The organism is Castellaniella caeni NBRC 101664, from assembly GCF_001592225.1.
Lineage (GTDB): Bacteria > Pseudomonadota > Gammaproteobacteria > Burkholderiales > Burkholderiaceae_B > Castellaniella > Castellaniella caeni.
Genome location: NZ_BCWN01000015.1, coordinates 33,472 through 49,199 on the forward strand (window position 1 = coordinate 33,472; position 15,728 = coordinate 49,199).

The 15,728-nt window shown below is 66.1% G+C and carries 16 protein-coding genes; all 16 read left to right on the forward strand.

Annotated elements, in window-relative coordinates:
* Positions 1–84 precede the first annotated feature (84 nt).
* A complete protein-coding gene (locus tag CCA01S_RS10310; RefSeq protein ID WP_066457956.1) occupies positions 85–1,251 on the forward strand; it encodes an ABC transporter substrate-binding protein in 1,167 nt (388 codons plus the stop codon).
* 63 nt (positions 1,252–1,314) lie between these two features.
* A complete protein-coding gene (locus tag CCA01S_RS10315; RefSeq protein ID WP_066457958.1) occupies positions 1,315–2,367 on the forward strand; it encodes a branched-chain amino acid ABC transporter permease in 1,053 nt (350 codons plus the stop codon).
* On the forward strand, positions 2,364–4,145 hold the full coding sequence (locus tag CCA01S_RS10320; protein WP_066457961.1) for a branched-chain amino acid ABC transporter ATP-binding protein/permease: 1,782 nt from the start codon (positions 2,364–2,366) through the stop codon (positions 4,143–4,145). Before CCA01S_RS10315 ends, CCA01S_RS10320 begins: the two co-directional genes overlap by 4 nt.
* Positions 4,145–4,873 carry an ABC transporter ATP-binding protein gene (locus tag CCA01S_RS10325; RefSeq protein WP_198149965.1) on the forward strand — a complete coding sequence of 243 codons (729 nt, stop codon included), beginning with the start codon at positions 4,145–4,147 and terminating at the stop codon, positions 4,871–4,873. Before CCA01S_RS10320 ends, CCA01S_RS10325 begins: the two co-directional genes overlap by 1 nt.
* Positions 4,866–6,467, forward strand: a complete 1,602-nt coding sequence (locus CCA01S_RS10330; protein WP_066457964.1) for an ATP-dependent acyl-CoA ligase — start codon at positions 4,866–4,868, stop codon at positions 6,465–6,467. Before CCA01S_RS10325 ends, CCA01S_RS10330 begins: the two co-directional genes overlap by 8 nt.
* Before the next feature lie 90 nt (positions 6,468–6,557).
* Positions 6,558–7,127 carry a MarR family winged helix-turn-helix transcriptional regulator gene (locus CCA01S_RS10335; RefSeq protein ID WP_066457967.1) on the forward strand — a complete coding sequence of 190 codons (570 nt, stop codon included), beginning with the start codon at positions 6,558–6,560 and terminating at the stop codon, positions 7,125–7,127.
* Positions 7,128–7,358: 231 nt separating this feature from the next.
* A complete protein-coding gene (locus tag CCA01S_RS10340; protein WP_066457969.1) occupies positions 7,359–8,519 on the forward strand; it encodes an acyl-CoA dehydrogenase family protein in 1,161 nt (386 codons plus the stop codon).
* A 38-nt stretch (positions 8,520–8,557) separates the two neighbouring features.
* Positions 8,558–8,914: an IacB protein gene (locus CCA01S_RS10345; protein WP_066457971.1), complete on the forward strand. Its 357-nt coding sequence runs from the start codon at positions 8,558–8,560 to the stop codon at positions 8,912–8,914.
* Positions 8,915–8,928: 14 nt separating this feature from the next.
* On the forward strand, positions 8,929–9,669 hold the full coding sequence (locus tag CCA01S_RS10350) for an SDR family NAD(P)-dependent oxidoreductase (RefSeq protein ID WP_066457973.1): 741 nt from the start codon (positions 8,929–8,931) through the stop codon (positions 9,667–9,669).
* A 9-nt stretch (positions 9,670–9,678) separates the two neighbouring features.
* The gene (locus CCA01S_RS10355) at positions 9,679–10,176 is read left to right on the forward strand and encodes a flavin reductase (protein WP_066457974.1); all 498 of its coding nucleotides are present in this window, start codon (positions 9,679–9,681) and stop codon (positions 10,174–10,176) included.
* A gap of 184 nt (positions 10,177–10,360) precedes the next feature.
* Positions 10,361–11,854: an aldehyde dehydrogenase family protein gene (locus tag CCA01S_RS10360; protein ID WP_066457975.1), complete on the forward strand. Its 1,494-nt coding sequence runs from the start codon at positions 10,361–10,363 to the stop codon at positions 11,852–11,854.
* Between the two features lie 107 nt (positions 11,855–11,961).
* On the forward strand, positions 11,962–12,837 hold the full coding sequence (locus tag CCA01S_RS10365; RefSeq protein WP_066457976.1) for a transporter: 876 nt from the start codon (positions 11,962–11,964) through the stop codon (positions 12,835–12,837).
* A 23-nt stretch (positions 12,838–12,860) separates the two neighbouring features.
* Positions 12,861–14,048 (forward strand): amine dehydrogenase large subunit, encoded by a 1,188-nt coding sequence (locus CCA01S_RS10370; RefSeq protein ID WP_066457977.1) that lies wholly within the window; start codon positions 12,861–12,863, stop codon positions 14,046–14,048.
* Positions 14,041–14,580 carry a MauE/DoxX family redox-associated membrane protein gene (locus CCA01S_RS10375; RefSeq protein ID WP_066457985.1) on the forward strand — a complete coding sequence of 180 codons (540 nt, stop codon included), beginning with the start codon at positions 14,041–14,043 and terminating at the stop codon, positions 14,578–14,580. The genes CCA01S_RS10370 and CCA01S_RS10375 overlap by 8 nt, the downstream gene beginning before the upstream one ends.
* Positions 14,577–15,206, forward strand: coding sequence for a methylamine dehydrogenase accessory protein MauD (mauD, locus tag CCA01S_RS10380; RefSeq protein WP_066457988.1), 630 nt, complete (start codon positions 14,577–14,579; stop codon positions 15,204–15,206). Before CCA01S_RS10375 ends, mauD begins: the two co-directional genes overlap by 4 nt.
* A complete protein-coding gene (locus tag CCA01S_RS10385; protein ID WP_066457990.1) occupies positions 15,193–15,720 on the forward strand; it encodes a methylamine dehydrogenase light chain in 528 nt (175 codons plus the stop codon). Before mauD ends, CCA01S_RS10385 begins: the two co-directional genes overlap by 14 nt.
* Positions 15,721–15,728 lie beyond the last annotated feature (8 nt).

Below are 15,728 nucleotides of genomic sequence, written 5' to 3' on the forward strand. Positions count from 1 at the left end.
AATCTCATGGTTTTCTATTATTTTAGTTATGAATTTTTTAGTGTCTGATTAATGAACTTCTCCCCTTCCTCTTAGGAGTGTGCGATGAAATCCCTGCGTTTTTTGAGTGCCATGGCCTCCGGCCTGACGACGGCAGCACTGATCACTGCCAGCCCCGCGGCCAATGCCGCTGATTACAAGGTCGGTTTTGTCACGTCCCTGGTGGGGCCGGTGTCCTCGCTGGGCATCCCCTACCAAAAAGGTCTGAAGGCGGGCGAGACCTTCCAGTCCGAGATCGACGGCAAGAAGGTGCAGGTCATCACCCTGGATGACGCGTCCGATCCCAGCACGGCGGCGCGCAATGCCCGCAAGCTGATCGAGGAAGATCACGTCGATGCCATCATCGGCACGGCCGGGTCGCCGGGCGCCATGGCGATTGCCGCCGTAGCGCGCGAGGCCAAGACCCCGCTCATTTCCATCGCCCACGTCAACCTGAAAGGACCCGATGCCGCCTGGGTGGCCACGGTGCCCCAGCCCGCGCCGCTCATGATCAGCGCCGTGGTCGATCACATGAAGCAGGCGGGGGTCAAGACCCTGGGCTACATCGGCTTTTCCGACGCCTGGGGTGACGAGGTCTACGACGCCCTGCAGAAAACGGCGGTGCCCGCGGGCATCCAGGTGGTGAGCAACGAACGCTACGCCCGGGGCGATTCTTCGGTGGCCGGGCAGGTGCTGAAGATCGTCGCCAAGCACCCCGATGCCGTCATTACCGGCAACTCGGGCACGCCGGGCGCCTTGCCGTACCTGGCCCTGGCCGACCGCGGCTACAAGGGCAAGCTGTACGGCACGCACGCCCTCATCAACCCGGCCTTCATCAGCGTGGCACGCCAATCGGTCGAAGGCTTGCTGGCGCCCACCGGGCCGGTGATCGTGGCCGAGCAGCTGCCTGAAGACAACCCCATCCGCAAGGTCGCCATGCAGTACCGCGATGCCTACCAGAAGGCCAATGGCGCACCGGCCGCCGATGCGTTCTCGGCCTATTCCTTTGACGCCTGGCTCATTTTCCTGGATGCCGCCAAGCGTGCGTCGGCCACGGCGCAGCCCGGTACGCCCGAGTTCCGCCTGGCCTTGCGCGATGCCATCAAGAGCACCCACGAACTGGTGGGCACGCACGCCGTGTACAACTTCCATCCCGATGAGAGCTATGGCGTGGACGACCGCGCGCGCGTTGTCGTGCGGCTGGAAAAAGGCCACTGGAAACTGGTGCCGTAAGCGGCATCCGACGGGGGGCAAGATGCGCAAGCATGAATCGAGGTGGATGATGGGGAGAGCGGCATGAGTTGGGATATAGCCCTCATTCTGGGGGTCGATGGTCTGGCGACGGGAGCCATCTACCTGTTGGCCGGGCTGGGCCTGGTGCTGATCTTTTCCGTCACCCGGGTCGTGTTCGTGCCGTTTGGTGACATTGCGGTCTTTGCCGCCTTCAGCCTGGCGGCCTTCGAAGCCGGGCACGTGCCGCCCACCATCGGCCTGGTCGCCTTTCTTGCCGCGCTGGCCCTGCTGACCGAGCTGGGCAGCCTGCTGCGCCGGGGCGAGTGGCGTCATGCCCCCAGGGCCGTCCTGCTTTGGGGTGTGCTGCCCCTGCTGCCGTGTTTGCTGGCCTGGGGCGTGGCCAAGGCGCAACTGTCGCCGACGGCGCAGGTGCTGGCCTCGATTCTGCTGGTGGTGCCGGTGGCGCCGCTGTTGGCGCGCGTGGTCTTTCAGCCGATTGCCGACGCCTCGATCCTCATCTTGCTCATCGTGTCGCTCGCCCTCAGCTTTCTGCTCTCGGGCCTGGGCCTGCTGTTCTTTGGCCCCGAAGGGGTACGCACCACATCGCTGGTGTCCGGCGCGCTCGACCTGGGCGTGGTCAGCGTCAGCAGCCAGGTGCTGCTGACGGTCGGCACGGCCTGCGTGCTGGGGGTGCTGTTCTTTCTGGTGTTCGAGCGCACGTTGATGGGCAAGGCGTTGCGCGCGACCGCCGTCAATCGCGTGGGCGCGCGACTGGTGGCCATCCGCCCGGCGCGTACGGCCATGCTGGCCTATCTGTGCGCCTCTTTGCTGGCGGGCTTCATCGGCGTGCTGATCGCGCCCGTCACCACCATTTACTACGATTCCGGCTTCATCCTGGGCCTGAAGGCCTTCGTCGCGGCCATCGTCGGCGGGCTGGTCAGCTATCCGGCGACCGCGCTGGGTGCCATTTTCGTCGGCCTTTTCGAAAGCTTTGCCTCGTTTTTCAGCGGTGCGCTCAAGGACGCCATCGTCTTCAGCCTGCTCATTCCGGTGCTGATGGTGCGCTCGTACATGGCCAGCCACGTTGACGAGGCGGTCGAGGAGATCGACGAATGAAATCGACATCCAGAATCTTCTGGCTGGCGCTGCTGCTCGTCATGCTGGCGGCGCCCCTGGTGCTGGGCACGTTCACCGTGTCGCTGCTCAACGAGATCGGTATCGGCGCTCTGGTGGCCCTGGGGCTCGTGCTGCTCACCGGGGTGGGCGGGGCCACGTCCTTCGGCCAGGCCGCCTTCGTCGGCATCGCCGCGTACGCCAGTGCCTGGCTCACCACCAGCCAGGGCATGTCGCCCTGGCTGGGCCTGCCCTTTGCCCTGGTGCTCACGGGGGTGTCGGCCTGGGTGATCGGCGTGCTTACCCTGCGCCTGGGCGGGCACTTCCTGGCCTTGTCCACCATCGCCTGGGGCCTGTCCATTTCCATGCTGTTTGGCACGATGGAATCCCTCGGCCGGCATACGGGCCTGTCGGGGATCCCGCCGGTCGCGGTGGGAGGCTGGTCGCTGCTGGAGCCGCAGGCCATGTACTACCTCATCTGGAGCGTGGTACTGCTGGCCTGCCTGTTCAGCCGCAACCTGCTGGATTCCCGGCCGGGGCGGGCCATTCGCGGCCTGCGCGGGGGCTCTGTGTTGCTGGCCAGCGTGGGCGCCGATGCCTATCACCTGCGTATGTCGCTGTTCGTCACGGCGGCGCTGCTGGCGGGGCTTGCGGGCTGGCTGTATGCCCACATGAGCCGCTACGTCAGCCCTTCGCCCTTCAACGTCCACGCCAGCATCGAGTACCTGCTGATGGCCGTCGCCGGTGGCGTGGGCAGCCTGGCGGGGGCGCTGGTGGGCTCGGCCCTGGTGCTCGCCCTGAAAAACGCCCTGCAAGACTGGCTGCCGCTCATCACGCACGGCCTGGGGCAGATGGATGCGGTCGTCTTTGCCGCCCTGTTCATCGCCTTGCTGCACTTTGCCCGTGGCGGGGTGATGAGTTTCGTGCGTCGCGGCCTGCGGCGCTGGCGCCCCGCCGTGGCCGCCCGGCCGCGTCTGACGGCGCCCGCGCACCCCTTGCCACGCCGCACGCTGCCCGCCAAGGGCACGCCGGTGCTGTCCGTGCAGCAGGCCGTGCGCCGCTTCGGCGGCCTGGTAGCCGTCAACCAGGTCAGCTTCGACGTCGGCGCGGGTGAGATCCTGGGGCTCATCGGCCCCAATGGGGCGGGCAAGTCCACCATGTTCAACCTGCTCACGGGCACCATTCCCATGAGCGCCGGGCACGTGCGGTTTCTCGGGCGCGACATCACCGGCCTGCCGCAGCGCGAGGTGGCCCGGCTGGGGCTGGCGCGCACCTTCCAGCACGTCAAGCTGCGCCCGCGCATGACGCTGCTCGATAACGTGGCGCTGGGCGCGCACGCGCGCACACGCCCCAGCATGCTGCGTGCCGGTCTGCGGCTCGACCGCGAGGAAGAACACCGCATCCTCTACGAGGCCCAGTGCCAGCTCGACCGCATCGGCCTGGGCGACAGCGCCCACGAGCTGGCGGGCAACCTGCCGCTGGGCACCCAGCGCGTGCTGGAAATCGCCCGCGCGCTGGCCGCCGATCCCGTCTTGCTGGTGCTCGACGAACCCGCCGCCGGCTTGCGGCGCAATGAAAAAATCGTGCTGGGCGAGCTGCTGCGCAAACTGCGCGACGAAGGGCTCACCATCCTCATCGTGGAGCACGACATGGAATTTGTCATGAAACTGGTGGATCGCCTGGTGGTCATGAACTTTGGCTCCAAGCTCACCGAAGGTCTGCCCGCCGACGTGCGGCGCGACGAACGCGTGCAGGCGGCCTATCTTGGAGGAACCGCGTGATGGCCGGGCCCATGCTGGAAATTGCCGATCTGCACGTCGCCTACGGCCGCGTCGAGGCCGTCCGGGGCGTGTCGCTCACGCTCGATCCGGGGCGCATCGTCTCGGTCATTGGCCCCAATGGCGCAGGCAAGACCACGCTGCTGTCGGCGGCCATGGGCCTGCTGCCCTCGCGTGGCACCCTGCGCTTCGAGGGCGACGACCTGCACGGCCTGGATGTCGAGCGCCGCGTCGAGCGCGGCCTGTGCCTGGTGCCCGAGACGCGCGAGCTGTTTGGCGAGCTGTCCGTGCTCGACAACCTGCAGCTGGGCGCCTACGCGCGGCACCTCAGCGCGGCGGCGCGGCGCGCCCGGCTCGCCGAAGTCTATGACCGTTTTCCGCGCCTGGCCGAGCGCCGCGCGCAGCGCGCCGACACCTTGTCGGGCGGCGAGCGCCAGATGCTGGCGCTGGGGCGCGCGCTCATGTCCGCGCCGCGCCTGCTGATGCTCGACGAGCCCAGCCTGGGGCTCGCGCCGCTCATCGTGCAGGAGATTCTCGCCATCGTGCGTGCCCTGCGCGAGGACGGCGTATCGATATTGCTGATTGAACAGAACGCCCGCGCGGCCCTGGAGAGTTCCGACTTCGGCTACGTGCTCGAAACCGGTGAGGTGGCGCTGTCGGGCGACTCCAAGGCCCTGGCGGAGGATGAACGGGTTCGTGCCACGTATCTCGGAGGAACGCACGATGAATGAGCAGTCCATGGCTTCGCCGCTGCCCCCGGCGCAGCGCACCGTACCGCAAATGCTGCAGCGCCAGACGCGCGAGTTTGGCGCGCGGCCCGCAGTGACCCTGGGGGCGGCCAGCTGGTCGCACGCCGACATGGCCAGGGTGGCCGCGCGGCGGGCAGGGGCCTTGCAGGCGGCGGGCGTGCAGCCCGGGCAGGCCGTGGCCATCATGAGCGCCAGCCGCCCGGAAAACCTCGAAACCTTTCTCGCCTGCGGCTGGATGGGAGCGGTGGCCGTGCCCATCAACACGGCCTGCCAGGGGCCGCAGATCGAATATTTTCTCGCCAACAGCCAGGCGCGCCTGTTGGTCATCGAAGCCGACCTGCTCGAACGCCTGGCCACGGCCACGCTCGAGCACACCGGGCTGGAGGCCATCTGGGTGCTGGACGCCGGGCCGCTGCCCGCGCGCATCGGCGGCGTTGCGGTGCATGCCTGGCCCCAGTCGGCGGCCGCCGTCGAGCCCGCGCCGGTGCGCCCGGGTGACGTGCTGGCCATTCTCTACACCTCGGGCACCACCGGGCCGTCCAAGGGGGTGCTGTGCTCGCACGCGCACTACTACTGGTGGGGTCTGAACAGCCTGCAAGTGGTGGATGCCGGGCCCGATGACGTGCTGTGCACCACGCTGCCGCTGTTTCACATCAATGCGCTCAACACCTATGCGCAGGCCGCGCTGGCGGGCTGCCAGGTCGTGTTCCTGCCCAAGTTTTCGGCCTCCGGCTTCTGGGGCTCGATGCGTCAGCACGGCGCCACCGTCATCTACCTGCTGGGGGCCATGGTGCCCATCTTGCTGGCCCAGCCGCACAGCGCCGCCGAGCGCGAGCACCGGGTGCGCATCGGCCTGGGCCCGGGCGTGCCCGCGCTGTCGCTGGCCGAATTCAAAACCCGCACCGGCATCCACCTGCTCGAAGGCTATGGTTCGACCGAGACCAATTTCGTCATTGCCACGCGGCCGGATTCCCCCCGCCAGGGGATCATGGGCTGGGTGCGGCCCGGCTTCGAGGCCCGGGTGGCCGATGACGAGGACGTCGAGCTGCCGGACGGCACGGCGGGCGAGCTGCTGCTGCGCGCCGACGAGCCCTATGCCTTTGCCAGCGGCTACTTCAACATGCCCGACAAGACCGTCGAGGCCTGGCGCAACCTGTGGTTTCATACGGGGGATCGGGTCGTGCGCGATGCGGATGGGGCTTTCCGCTTCGTCGATCGCATCAAGGACGCCATCCGCCGCCGAGGCGAGAACATCTCTTCGTACGAGGTCGAGCAGGTGCTCCAGAGCCATCCCGCAGTGGCCACCGTCGCGGTCTACCCAGTGCGCTCCGAACTGGCCGAAGACGAAGTCATGGGGGCCGTGGTGGCGCAGCCCGGCCAGGCGCTCGACCCCGCCGAACTGATCGCCTGGTGCGAGGCGCGCCTGCCGTATTTCGCCATTCCCCGCTATCTCGACGTGCTCGACGAGCTGCCGCGCACGGAAAATGGGAAAATCCAGAAATACAAGCTGCGGGAACGCGGTGTCAGCGACACGACCTGGGAGCGGCCCCAGGCCACTCGCGCGCGACAGCGCTGAGCGCCTCATGCCGTGCAGGCCCGGCGTCCGGGCCCGCACGGGCGCTTGCCACGCCCGGCTGCCCGCAGCATGCAATCGCAAGGAGAATCTATGACCATGTACGCCGAGGATTTCCGGCTCGTCCAATCGCTGGGTGATGAGCACATCGGGCTGGAGGCCAGAGCGCGGGTCGATGATCACCTCGATACGCGCATCTGGCTGCGTCTGCTGGCCTGCAGCACCCAGATCGAGCACCAGATTCGCGATCTGCTGCGCCTGCGCTTTGCCACCAGCCTGCCGCGCTTTGACTATTTGGCGCAGCTCGACCGGCACCCCGAGGGCTTGCGCATGAACGTGCTCTCGCGCTACCTGATGGTCACCGGGGGCAACGTCACCGGGCTCACTGATCAGCTGGTCAAGGACGGTCTGGTGCGGCGCGCCTCCGACCCCGAAGACCGCCGTTCCTGGCGTGTCAGCCTCACCGACAAGGGGCGCGCCGAGTTCGCCCTGATGGCCGCCGAGCACCAGCAGTGGCTGGCCGGCCTGTTCAAGGGCCTGCCCCAGGCGGACAAAGAATCCTTGTACGCCAGCTTGGGCCAGCTGCGCATCCACCTGACGCGCCATCAGGCCGAGCTGCAGGCCGCCGCACTGGCACAGACCGCGGACGACGCCCGCGCCTGATGCCCGCGTCGGCGGCGCATGCCGCCATTGGCCGCGCTGCGCGGTTCGCGGGGCGCGCGACCGGGTCAACGCTTGCCTGCGCCGGTTTCATCTTCACGCCATTTCGTTTGTTTTCCACCGTATTTCAAGGGTATTCCCTATTTACAGCGCTCCTTCGGCTCAATAGCATTAGAACTAAACATATGAAAATGAATGGATCATCCGAATCCATCCAACCGACGGAGACAGACCATGAGTGCCATACCCAGGACAGTTGAACAATTGGATGCGAGCCCCGTGCTGGCCGACCTGCTGCGGGATCTGCGTGCCCGGCGCGGCGAATTCGAAGCTTTGGGGCATCTGCCGCAGGACATCATCGAGCGCTTCAAACAGCTGGGGGTCTACCGGGCGCTGGTGGCGCGGCGGTTTGGCGGTGAAGAACGTTCGCCCGCCGAATTCTGCCGCCTGATCGAGCGCCTTTCCGAGGCCGACGGTTCGGCCGGCTGGGTCGCCAGCTTCGGCATCGGGGCGGTCTACCTCTCGGCCCTGCCGGTGAGCACCCTCGAAAAACTCTACGGCGAAGGCGGGGTCGATCAGGTCTTTGCCGGCGGCATCTTCCCGCCGCAGCCCGCGCAGCAGGTCGAAGGCGGCCTCAAGGTATCGGGGCGCTGGAGCTTTGCCAGCGGCTGCATGGGCGCCGACATCGTCGGCGTGGGCATCGTGCCGCCCGCCTCGGGCGGCGGCAACCCGCTGCCGCGCATGGCCGTCATGCCCCGCAGCCAGATCCGCATCGACACCACCTGGCACGTGATGGGGCTCAAGGCCACCGGCAGTAACGACCTGGTGGCCGAGGGCGTGGTCGTGCCCGAAGAATGGACCTTCGTGCGCGGCGGCGGCTCGTCGCTGGACACCCCGTTGTACCGCTACCCGGCGCTGTCCTTCGCCACACAGGTGCTGGCCGTGGTCGCGCTGGGCATTGCCCGGGGCGCCATCAACGAACTGGTGGGCATGGCTGCCGGCCGGGCCTCGGTGACGGGCGCCCCCAATCTGGGCGAGCGCGTCTACGTGCAGCTCGAAGTCGCCAAGATCGAGGCCGAACTGCGCGCGGCGCGCAGCTGGTTCTACGAGGCCATCGACGACGTCTGGCAGGTGCTGCTCGCGGGCGGCACGCCCGACGATCAGCTGGTCAGCATGCTGCGCCTGTCGTCCACGCACGCTTCGCGCGTCGGGGCTGACGTCACGCGCCGCGCGCAGATGCTCAGCGGCATGACCGGCGTCTATGACAAGAGCCCGCTGGGGCAGATGGTGCGCGATGCGCAGATGGTGACGCAGCACGCCTTCATGGGCGACGTCACCTACCAGAACGCTGGCGCCATGTGCTTTGGTCACAAACCCCTGCCGGGCTACCTGTGATTCCCGCACCCTCTCTTTCAACCCCAACGGAGAAGACAATGGAAGACAAAAAGCCCCTGCGCGTGCTGTTTTGTATCGGTATCAACCAAAATTTCATGGATGCCCCGGCCCAGGAAAAGAAAGACGTCTGGCAGGCAACGCTCACCATGCTGCGCGGCATCCGCGATCTGCCGGGGGTCACGGTGCTGGGCAACATGGACGACGACCGCATCATGGTCGGGCCATCCCAGCAGTTTCCCTGGACGACCTACGTGCTGGCCGACGTGCCCGATTTCGACACCACGGTGGCCGCCTGCAACCTGTTTCGCGTCACCCCGGTGGGCACGGCGGGGGATTGCCTGTGGAAATATGCTCGCGTCGAGGCCCGCATCGGCCGCGAGCTGGTCATTGACTGAGCCGGAGAACCCTCATGAACCAGATTGCTTTGGTCACCGGGGCGGCGCAGGGGCTGGGCTTGTGCATCGCCCGCCACCTGCATGCCGCCGGTTTCAAGGTCGTCGTCACCGATCGGCAGCTGGCACAGGCCGCCGAGGCGGCGCGCTCGATCGACGCCACGGGTGAGCGCGCCTGGCCCCTGGCGCTGGACGTCACGCGCAAGGCCGATTTCGAGACCGCCCTGGCCGCCGTGCTCGAACACTGGGGCGGGCTGCAGGTGCTGGTCAACAACGCCGCCATGACCAAGGCGACCCCCGTGATGGACATCGGCGCCGACGAGTTCGATGCCGTGCTGGCCGTCAACCTGCGCGGCACGCTGTTTGGCTGCCAGGTGATGGGGGCCCACATGGCCGCCCAGGGCTACGGGCGGCTGGTGAACATGGCCTCGCTGGCGGGCCAGAACGGCGGCACGGCCACCGGGGCGCACTATGCCTGTTCCAAAGGTGGCATCATGACGCTCACCAAAATCTTCGCCCGTGAGCTGGGCCCCCAGGGCGTGACCTGCAATGCCGTCTCGCCCGGGCCCATGGATCTGCCTTCCGTGCATGCGCTGGTGCCCGACGAGCGCCTGGCCCAGATCGTCCAGGGCATTCCGGTGCGCAAGCTGGGCAATGCCGATTTCGTCGCCGACCTGATCGTCCGGCTGGCCATGCCGGATGCCGATTTCGTCACGGGCGCCACCTGGGACGTCAACGGTGGCCTGTTCATGCGTTAGGAGCCTGTCATGACCGATATATCCAGTTTTCGCAGCGCCATGTCCCTGCTGGCCGGGGCCGTCAACGTGATCACCACCGATGGCCCCAGCGGCATGGCGGGTTTCACGGCCACCGCCGTGTGCAGCGTCACCGACCAGCCGCCCACCCTGCTGGTGTGCATGAACCGCTCGTCCTACGCGCACAAATTCTTCACCGGCAACCAGGTGCTGTGCGTCAACGTGATGGGCAATGCCTCGCAAGAGGCGCCGCTCATCTTCGCCGATCGCAATATCCGCATGGCCGACCGCTTCAGCCGCGTGAAATGGAGCCCGCTCACCACTGGCAGCCCGGTCATCGAAGACGCGCTGGTCAGCTTCGACTGCCGCATCGCGCATACCAACGACGTCGGCTCGCACAGCATTTTCATGTGCGAGGTCGAAGACATCCGCTGCGGCGATGCCCAGCAGGCAAGCCTGGTGTATTTCAACCGCAATTATCATCACGTGGGTTCGCTCGAAACCCACTGATGCCGATGTTTTTTCCAGATGCATGGCCGGGTTTGCCGCAAGCTTGCCCGGCCATGCGCGCATGGGGGCGGGCACATGCCGCCGCGTGCACGCCAGAACATCTTTCGGTGCACGGCGAGACAAGTGCAAGCCGGATTTGATGCTTAAGATGTAAATGAATAAAAAGCATCTCTAGGAGACAAACATGAGCGAGACGGATCAGCAGCCCGAACGCGCTGCCATTCGCGAATACATGGTGATCGACGGCAAGCCCTGCACCGAGGGGGTGGGGCGCCTGCCTGTCTTCAATCCCGCCACGGGCGAAGTGATCGCGCAGCAGATCGAAGCCGGCCCCGGGCAGGTCGATCTGGCCGTGCAGGCCGCGCGCCGGGCCTTCGAATCCGCCGCCTGGCGGGCCACTTTGCCCGCGGCGCGCGAGCGCCTGCTGCTGGCGCTGGCCGATCGCATCGAAGCCGAGGGCGAGGCCCTGGCACGCCTCGAAACGCTCAATAACGGCAAACTGCTGGCACTGTCGCAAATGCTCGAAGTGGGCGCCAGCGCCCAGTGGCTGCGCTACATGGCCGGCTGGGCCACCAAGATCACGGGCGATACGCTGCAGCTGTCCATTCCATTCCCGCCGGGGGTTGGCTATCAGGGCTACACGCGTCCCGAGCCCGTCGGTGTGGTGGCCGCCATCATCCCCTGGAATTTCCCGCTGCTCATGGCGGTCTGGAAAATCGCGCCGGCCATTGCCGCGGGCTGCACCATCGTGCTCAAGCCCGCCGAAGAAACGCCGCTTACCGCGCTGCGCCTGGCCGAGCTGGCCCTCGAGGTCGGCTTCCCGCCCGGCGTCATCAACGTCATCACCGGGCGCGGTGAAGTCACGGGCGATGCCTTGATCAAGCATCCGGGGGTCAACAAGATCGCCTTTACCGGCTCCACCGAGGTCGGCAAGCTCATCGGCCACGCCGCCATCGACGACATGAAACGCGTGTCGCTCGAACTGGGCGGCAAGTCGCCCGTGGTCATCATGGACGACTGCCCGATCGACCTGGCGATCCAGGGCGCGGCGGGTGCCATTTTCTTCAACCAGGGGCAGGTCTGCACGGCGGGTTCGCGCGTCTTCATCCAGGATGGCATCTACGACCGGGTGGTCGAGGGCCTGGCCGTCGCCGCCGACAGCCTGAAGATGGGTTCCGGCTTCGATGCCGACACGCAGATCGGCCCCATGGTCTCGGCGCGCCACCGCGACCGGGTGGCCAGCTACATCGCCGCCGGGCAGGCCTCGGGGGCACAGCGGCTCACGCAGGCTCGTCCCTGGCAGGGCGGGGGCTATTTCATCCCGCCCACCGTGTTTGCCGATGCGTCGCCCGATGCCTCCATCGTGCGCGAAGAAATCTTCGGCCCGGTGGTGGTGGCCGCCCGCTTCAAAGACGAAGACGAGGCCGTGCGTCTGGCCAACGACACGCGCTTTGGCCTGGGCGCCAGCATCTGGAGCAACGATCTGGGCCGCGTCCAACGCCTGGTGCCGCGTATCCAGGCGGGCACGGTCTGGGTCAATACGCACAACATGCTCGATCCTTCCATGCCGTTTGGCGGCTACAAGCAGTCGGGCATGGGGCGCGAACATGGCCGGGCCGTCATCGACAACTACATCGAGACCAAATCGGTCTGCATCGCCTACCAGGCCTCGGCCTGAGCGCGGTGCGGGCAGTTGCTTCGCAAGGCTTTACCCAGACTTCATTCACCCATCCTGGCTTTATCCATCGATATAGAGCCGGCACCGAGCCGGCCATGAGGAGACACATGATGACCTTGATGCGCAAAGCGCAAGGTGTGGTGCTGGCAGCCGCCCTGGCGGCGGCGGGCACCGCACAGGCAGGCGATCCCAGTGCACGCGACTGGATTCCGGCGCCGCCGGGCACCAACGTATTTGCCGCCTATCTGTTCGGCCTGAACTCGCACGGCTTCTACGACCACGGCAGCCGCCTGGACGGCGGCCCCAGCGTCGACGTGCAGGGCATGGTGCTGCGGCCCATGCACTTTGGCGAAATCATGGGCAAGACGGTGCAGTACGAGCTCATCGTGCCCGCCCTGCGCACCACCATCGGCATGAGTGGCGTGCCCGATGACCGCGTCACCGGGGTAGGGGACGCCCAGTTCGGCACGGCCGTCTGGTTCGTCAACAACGAAGAAACCAAGACATGGTTCGCCTGGGAACCCTTCATCACCTTCCCCACGGGCGAATATCACAGCAACCACGCCGATGCCTCACCCGGCAAGAACCGCTGGACGACCGTGCAGGACTTCGCCGTGGTCAAGGGCTTCGGTGAATCCACCTTCCTCGAAGCCGTCGCCGAGTTCGAGTTCTTTGGCGACAACAACAACTACTACGGCACGACGCTCAAGAAAGACCCGGCGGTGCGCCTCATGGCCCTGGCGTCCACCAATATCACGCCCGATACTTACATCGGCATGCGCTACCGCTATGAAACCGGCGGACGCGAAAAAATGGATGGCATCGAATCCACCGGCCGGGCCAACAACCACCAGCTGGCCTTCGAGATCACGCACCAGATCAACGACGCCAATCAGGTGCAGCTGCAGTACATCCACGACCTGAAAGTCGAGAACGGCCCCCGCATGCGTGGCGTGCAGCTGCGCTACGCCTATGCCTTCTAGGCCCCACCACGGAGACATCCATCATGAAAAAAACAGTCTTGAGGCGCTCGTCCCAGGCAGGCCTGCTGTCGCTGGCGTTGCTTGTGGGGGGTACTGCGGCATCGCTTGCCGCCAATCTGCCGGTTGAAAAGCTGGTGGGCGGGCAATCCGTCAAGGTCGATCCGGCGCAGCGTGTCTACGTCATGGACGCCGTCTTCATGCACCTGACCGACAGCCGTCTCAACCAGTTCGATCGCAAGACCGGCAAGTTCCTGGGCATGATCCCCACCTCGTTCAATGGGCTGGCGCAGGTCTCGAAAGATGGCAAGAACATCTACGTGGCCACCACCTACTACGAGCGGGTCACGCGCGGCGAACGCACCGACACGGTCGAAATCTGGGACAACTCCACGCTCAGTTTCGTCAAAGAGATCGTGGTGCCTCCGAAGAAAGCCGGGACGCTCAACTATGACGGGATGTTCCGCCAGACCAACGACGGCCGCTTCATCCTGCTGCAAAATGCCACCCCGGCCGCCTCCGTCACCGTCGTCGATGCGCAAAAGCGTGCCTTCGTCAATGAAATCACGGCCACCGCCGGGTGCTGGAGCATCATCCCCGTGCCGGGGGCGCCGCGCAGCTTCTCTACCATCTGCGGCGACGGCGCCCTGCTCACCGTCACCTTGGGCGACGATGGCAAGGTCGCCAGCCAGAACCGCAGTCAGCCCATGTTCCCGGTGAAGGATGACCCCATCTTCATCACGCCGGGCCTGCTCTCCGACCGCATGGTGTTCGTGTCGTTCTACGGCAACGTCTACACCGCCAAGCCCACCAAAGATGGCATGAGCTTCGAACCTACCTGGTCACTGCTCGACCAGGAAGACAAGGCCAAGAACTGGGTGCCGGGCGGCTACAACCTGCTGGCCGTCGAGCCCAAGAGCCAGCGTCTGTACATCTTCATGCACCCCGATGGCAAAGAAGGTTCGCACAAGAACCCGGCAGCGGAAATCTGGGTCTACGACCTGAAGACGAAGCAACGCGTGGCCCGTATTCCGGGGCAGGATGCGCTGTCGATGTCGGTCATCCCGGGCAAGCATCCCCAGTTGCTCACCATCGACGGCGGCAATGCGCACATCTATGACATTTCCGCCCCCGAGCCCAAGCTGGTGCAGACCATCAAGGGCGCCAGCGAGTCGGCGCTGCAGCTCATGGGCTGGGGAGGCAACAATGGGTGACCCCATCATCGTCTATTCGGCACTGGCTGTCCTGGTGGTCGTGCTCTGGCTGGGGGCGTTCGACAAGCTGCGTCACTTTGCCGAGTTTGAGGCGGCGGTCTCCGGCTATCGCCTGCTGCCCACGGCCTTGCAGCGGCCCTTTGCCGTGCTCTTCGTCCTGGCAGAGCTGGCCAGCGGCGCCTTGCTGCTGCTGCCCGCGGCGCGCGCTTCAGGCGCTCTGGCCGCGCTGGGGGTGGTGCTGCTGGCTTCGGCGGGGGTGGTCGTCAACCTGCTGCGCGGCAACACCGACGTCAGCTGCGGCTGCGGCGGGCTGGCCCAGGCGTCCACCGGCTTGTCGTGGTGGCTGGTGCTGCGCAACGGCCTGCTGGCGGCGCTGGCCGTGATCGTGGGGGCAGGCATGGGGGCGCGCCCCCTTGGCTGGCTCGATGGCCTCACCTTCTTTGGCCTGACGCTCTCCGTGCTCGCCCTGTATCTCGTTTTCAATCAATTGCTCGCATCCCATCTGCAGATGCAAAAAAGGAGTCAATCATGACCGCACTGATCGTATCCAACGTCCTGCTGTGGGGGGTCGTGCTGGCCCTGCTGCTGGTGGTGCTGGCCCTGTCGCGCCAGATCGGGGTGCTCTACGAACGCGTGGCGCCCATGGGGGCACTGACGCTCGACAAGGGCCCCGCCGTGGGCGAGGCCGCGCCGCACTTCGATCTCAACGACCTGCTGGGGCGTCCGCATCAGGTGGGCTATGCCGGCGCGCGCAGCCAGCTGCTGTTCTTCGTCTCGCCCAGCTGCCCGGTGTGCAAGAAGTTGCTGCCCATCCTGAAGTCGGTGGCGCACACCGAGCGCGCCTGGCTGGACATCACCCTGGCGAGCGACGGCGAGATGCCCGAGCACCTGGCCTTCTACCGCAAGGCGGGGCTTGAATCCTTCCCCTACCTGCTGTCCACCGAACTGGGCATGAAATTCCAGATCAGCAAGCTGCCGTATGCCGTGCTGATGGACGAGCAGGGCATCGTGCGCGCCAAGGGGCTGATCAATTCCCGCGAACAGCTCGAAAGTCTGTTCACGGCCAAGGAAATCGGGGTGGGTTCGGCACAAGAGTGGCTCGAACGCGCCTCGGTCGAAGAAATCTCACGCAAGGAGAACGGCAATGCGCTGGCTTGATCATTTCGGAGAGGCCCTGACCCGCAAGGTGGCCCATCAGTCGTCCCGCCGCAGTGTGTTGTGCTCGATCAGCAAGGCCCTGGTGGGTTCGGCCTTCATCATGCCGGTGCTGCCGGTGTTGCGCAATGCGCAGGCGGCCACCCCCAAGACCGACCTCGATACGGCCACCGAAGAAGAACTCACGTCCTGCGACTACTGGCGCTATTGCGCGGTGGACGGCTTTCTGTGCACCTGCTGCGGGGGCACGGCCACCACCTGCCCGCCGGGCAGCGAGCCCTCGCCGATTTCCTGGGTAGGCACCTGCCACAATCCCAAGGACGGCAAAGACTATCTGGTGGCTTACCACGACTGCTGCGGCAAAACGGCGTGCGACCGCTGCTACTGCGGTGGCCAGGTGCGCGAGCGCCCGGGCTACGAGTTCTTCCTGCACAATGACGTCAACTGGTGCATGGCCAACAGCAACACCACCTACCACTGCACGGTCTCCACCATCGTGGGGCTGGGCAAAAACTGACGGAGTCC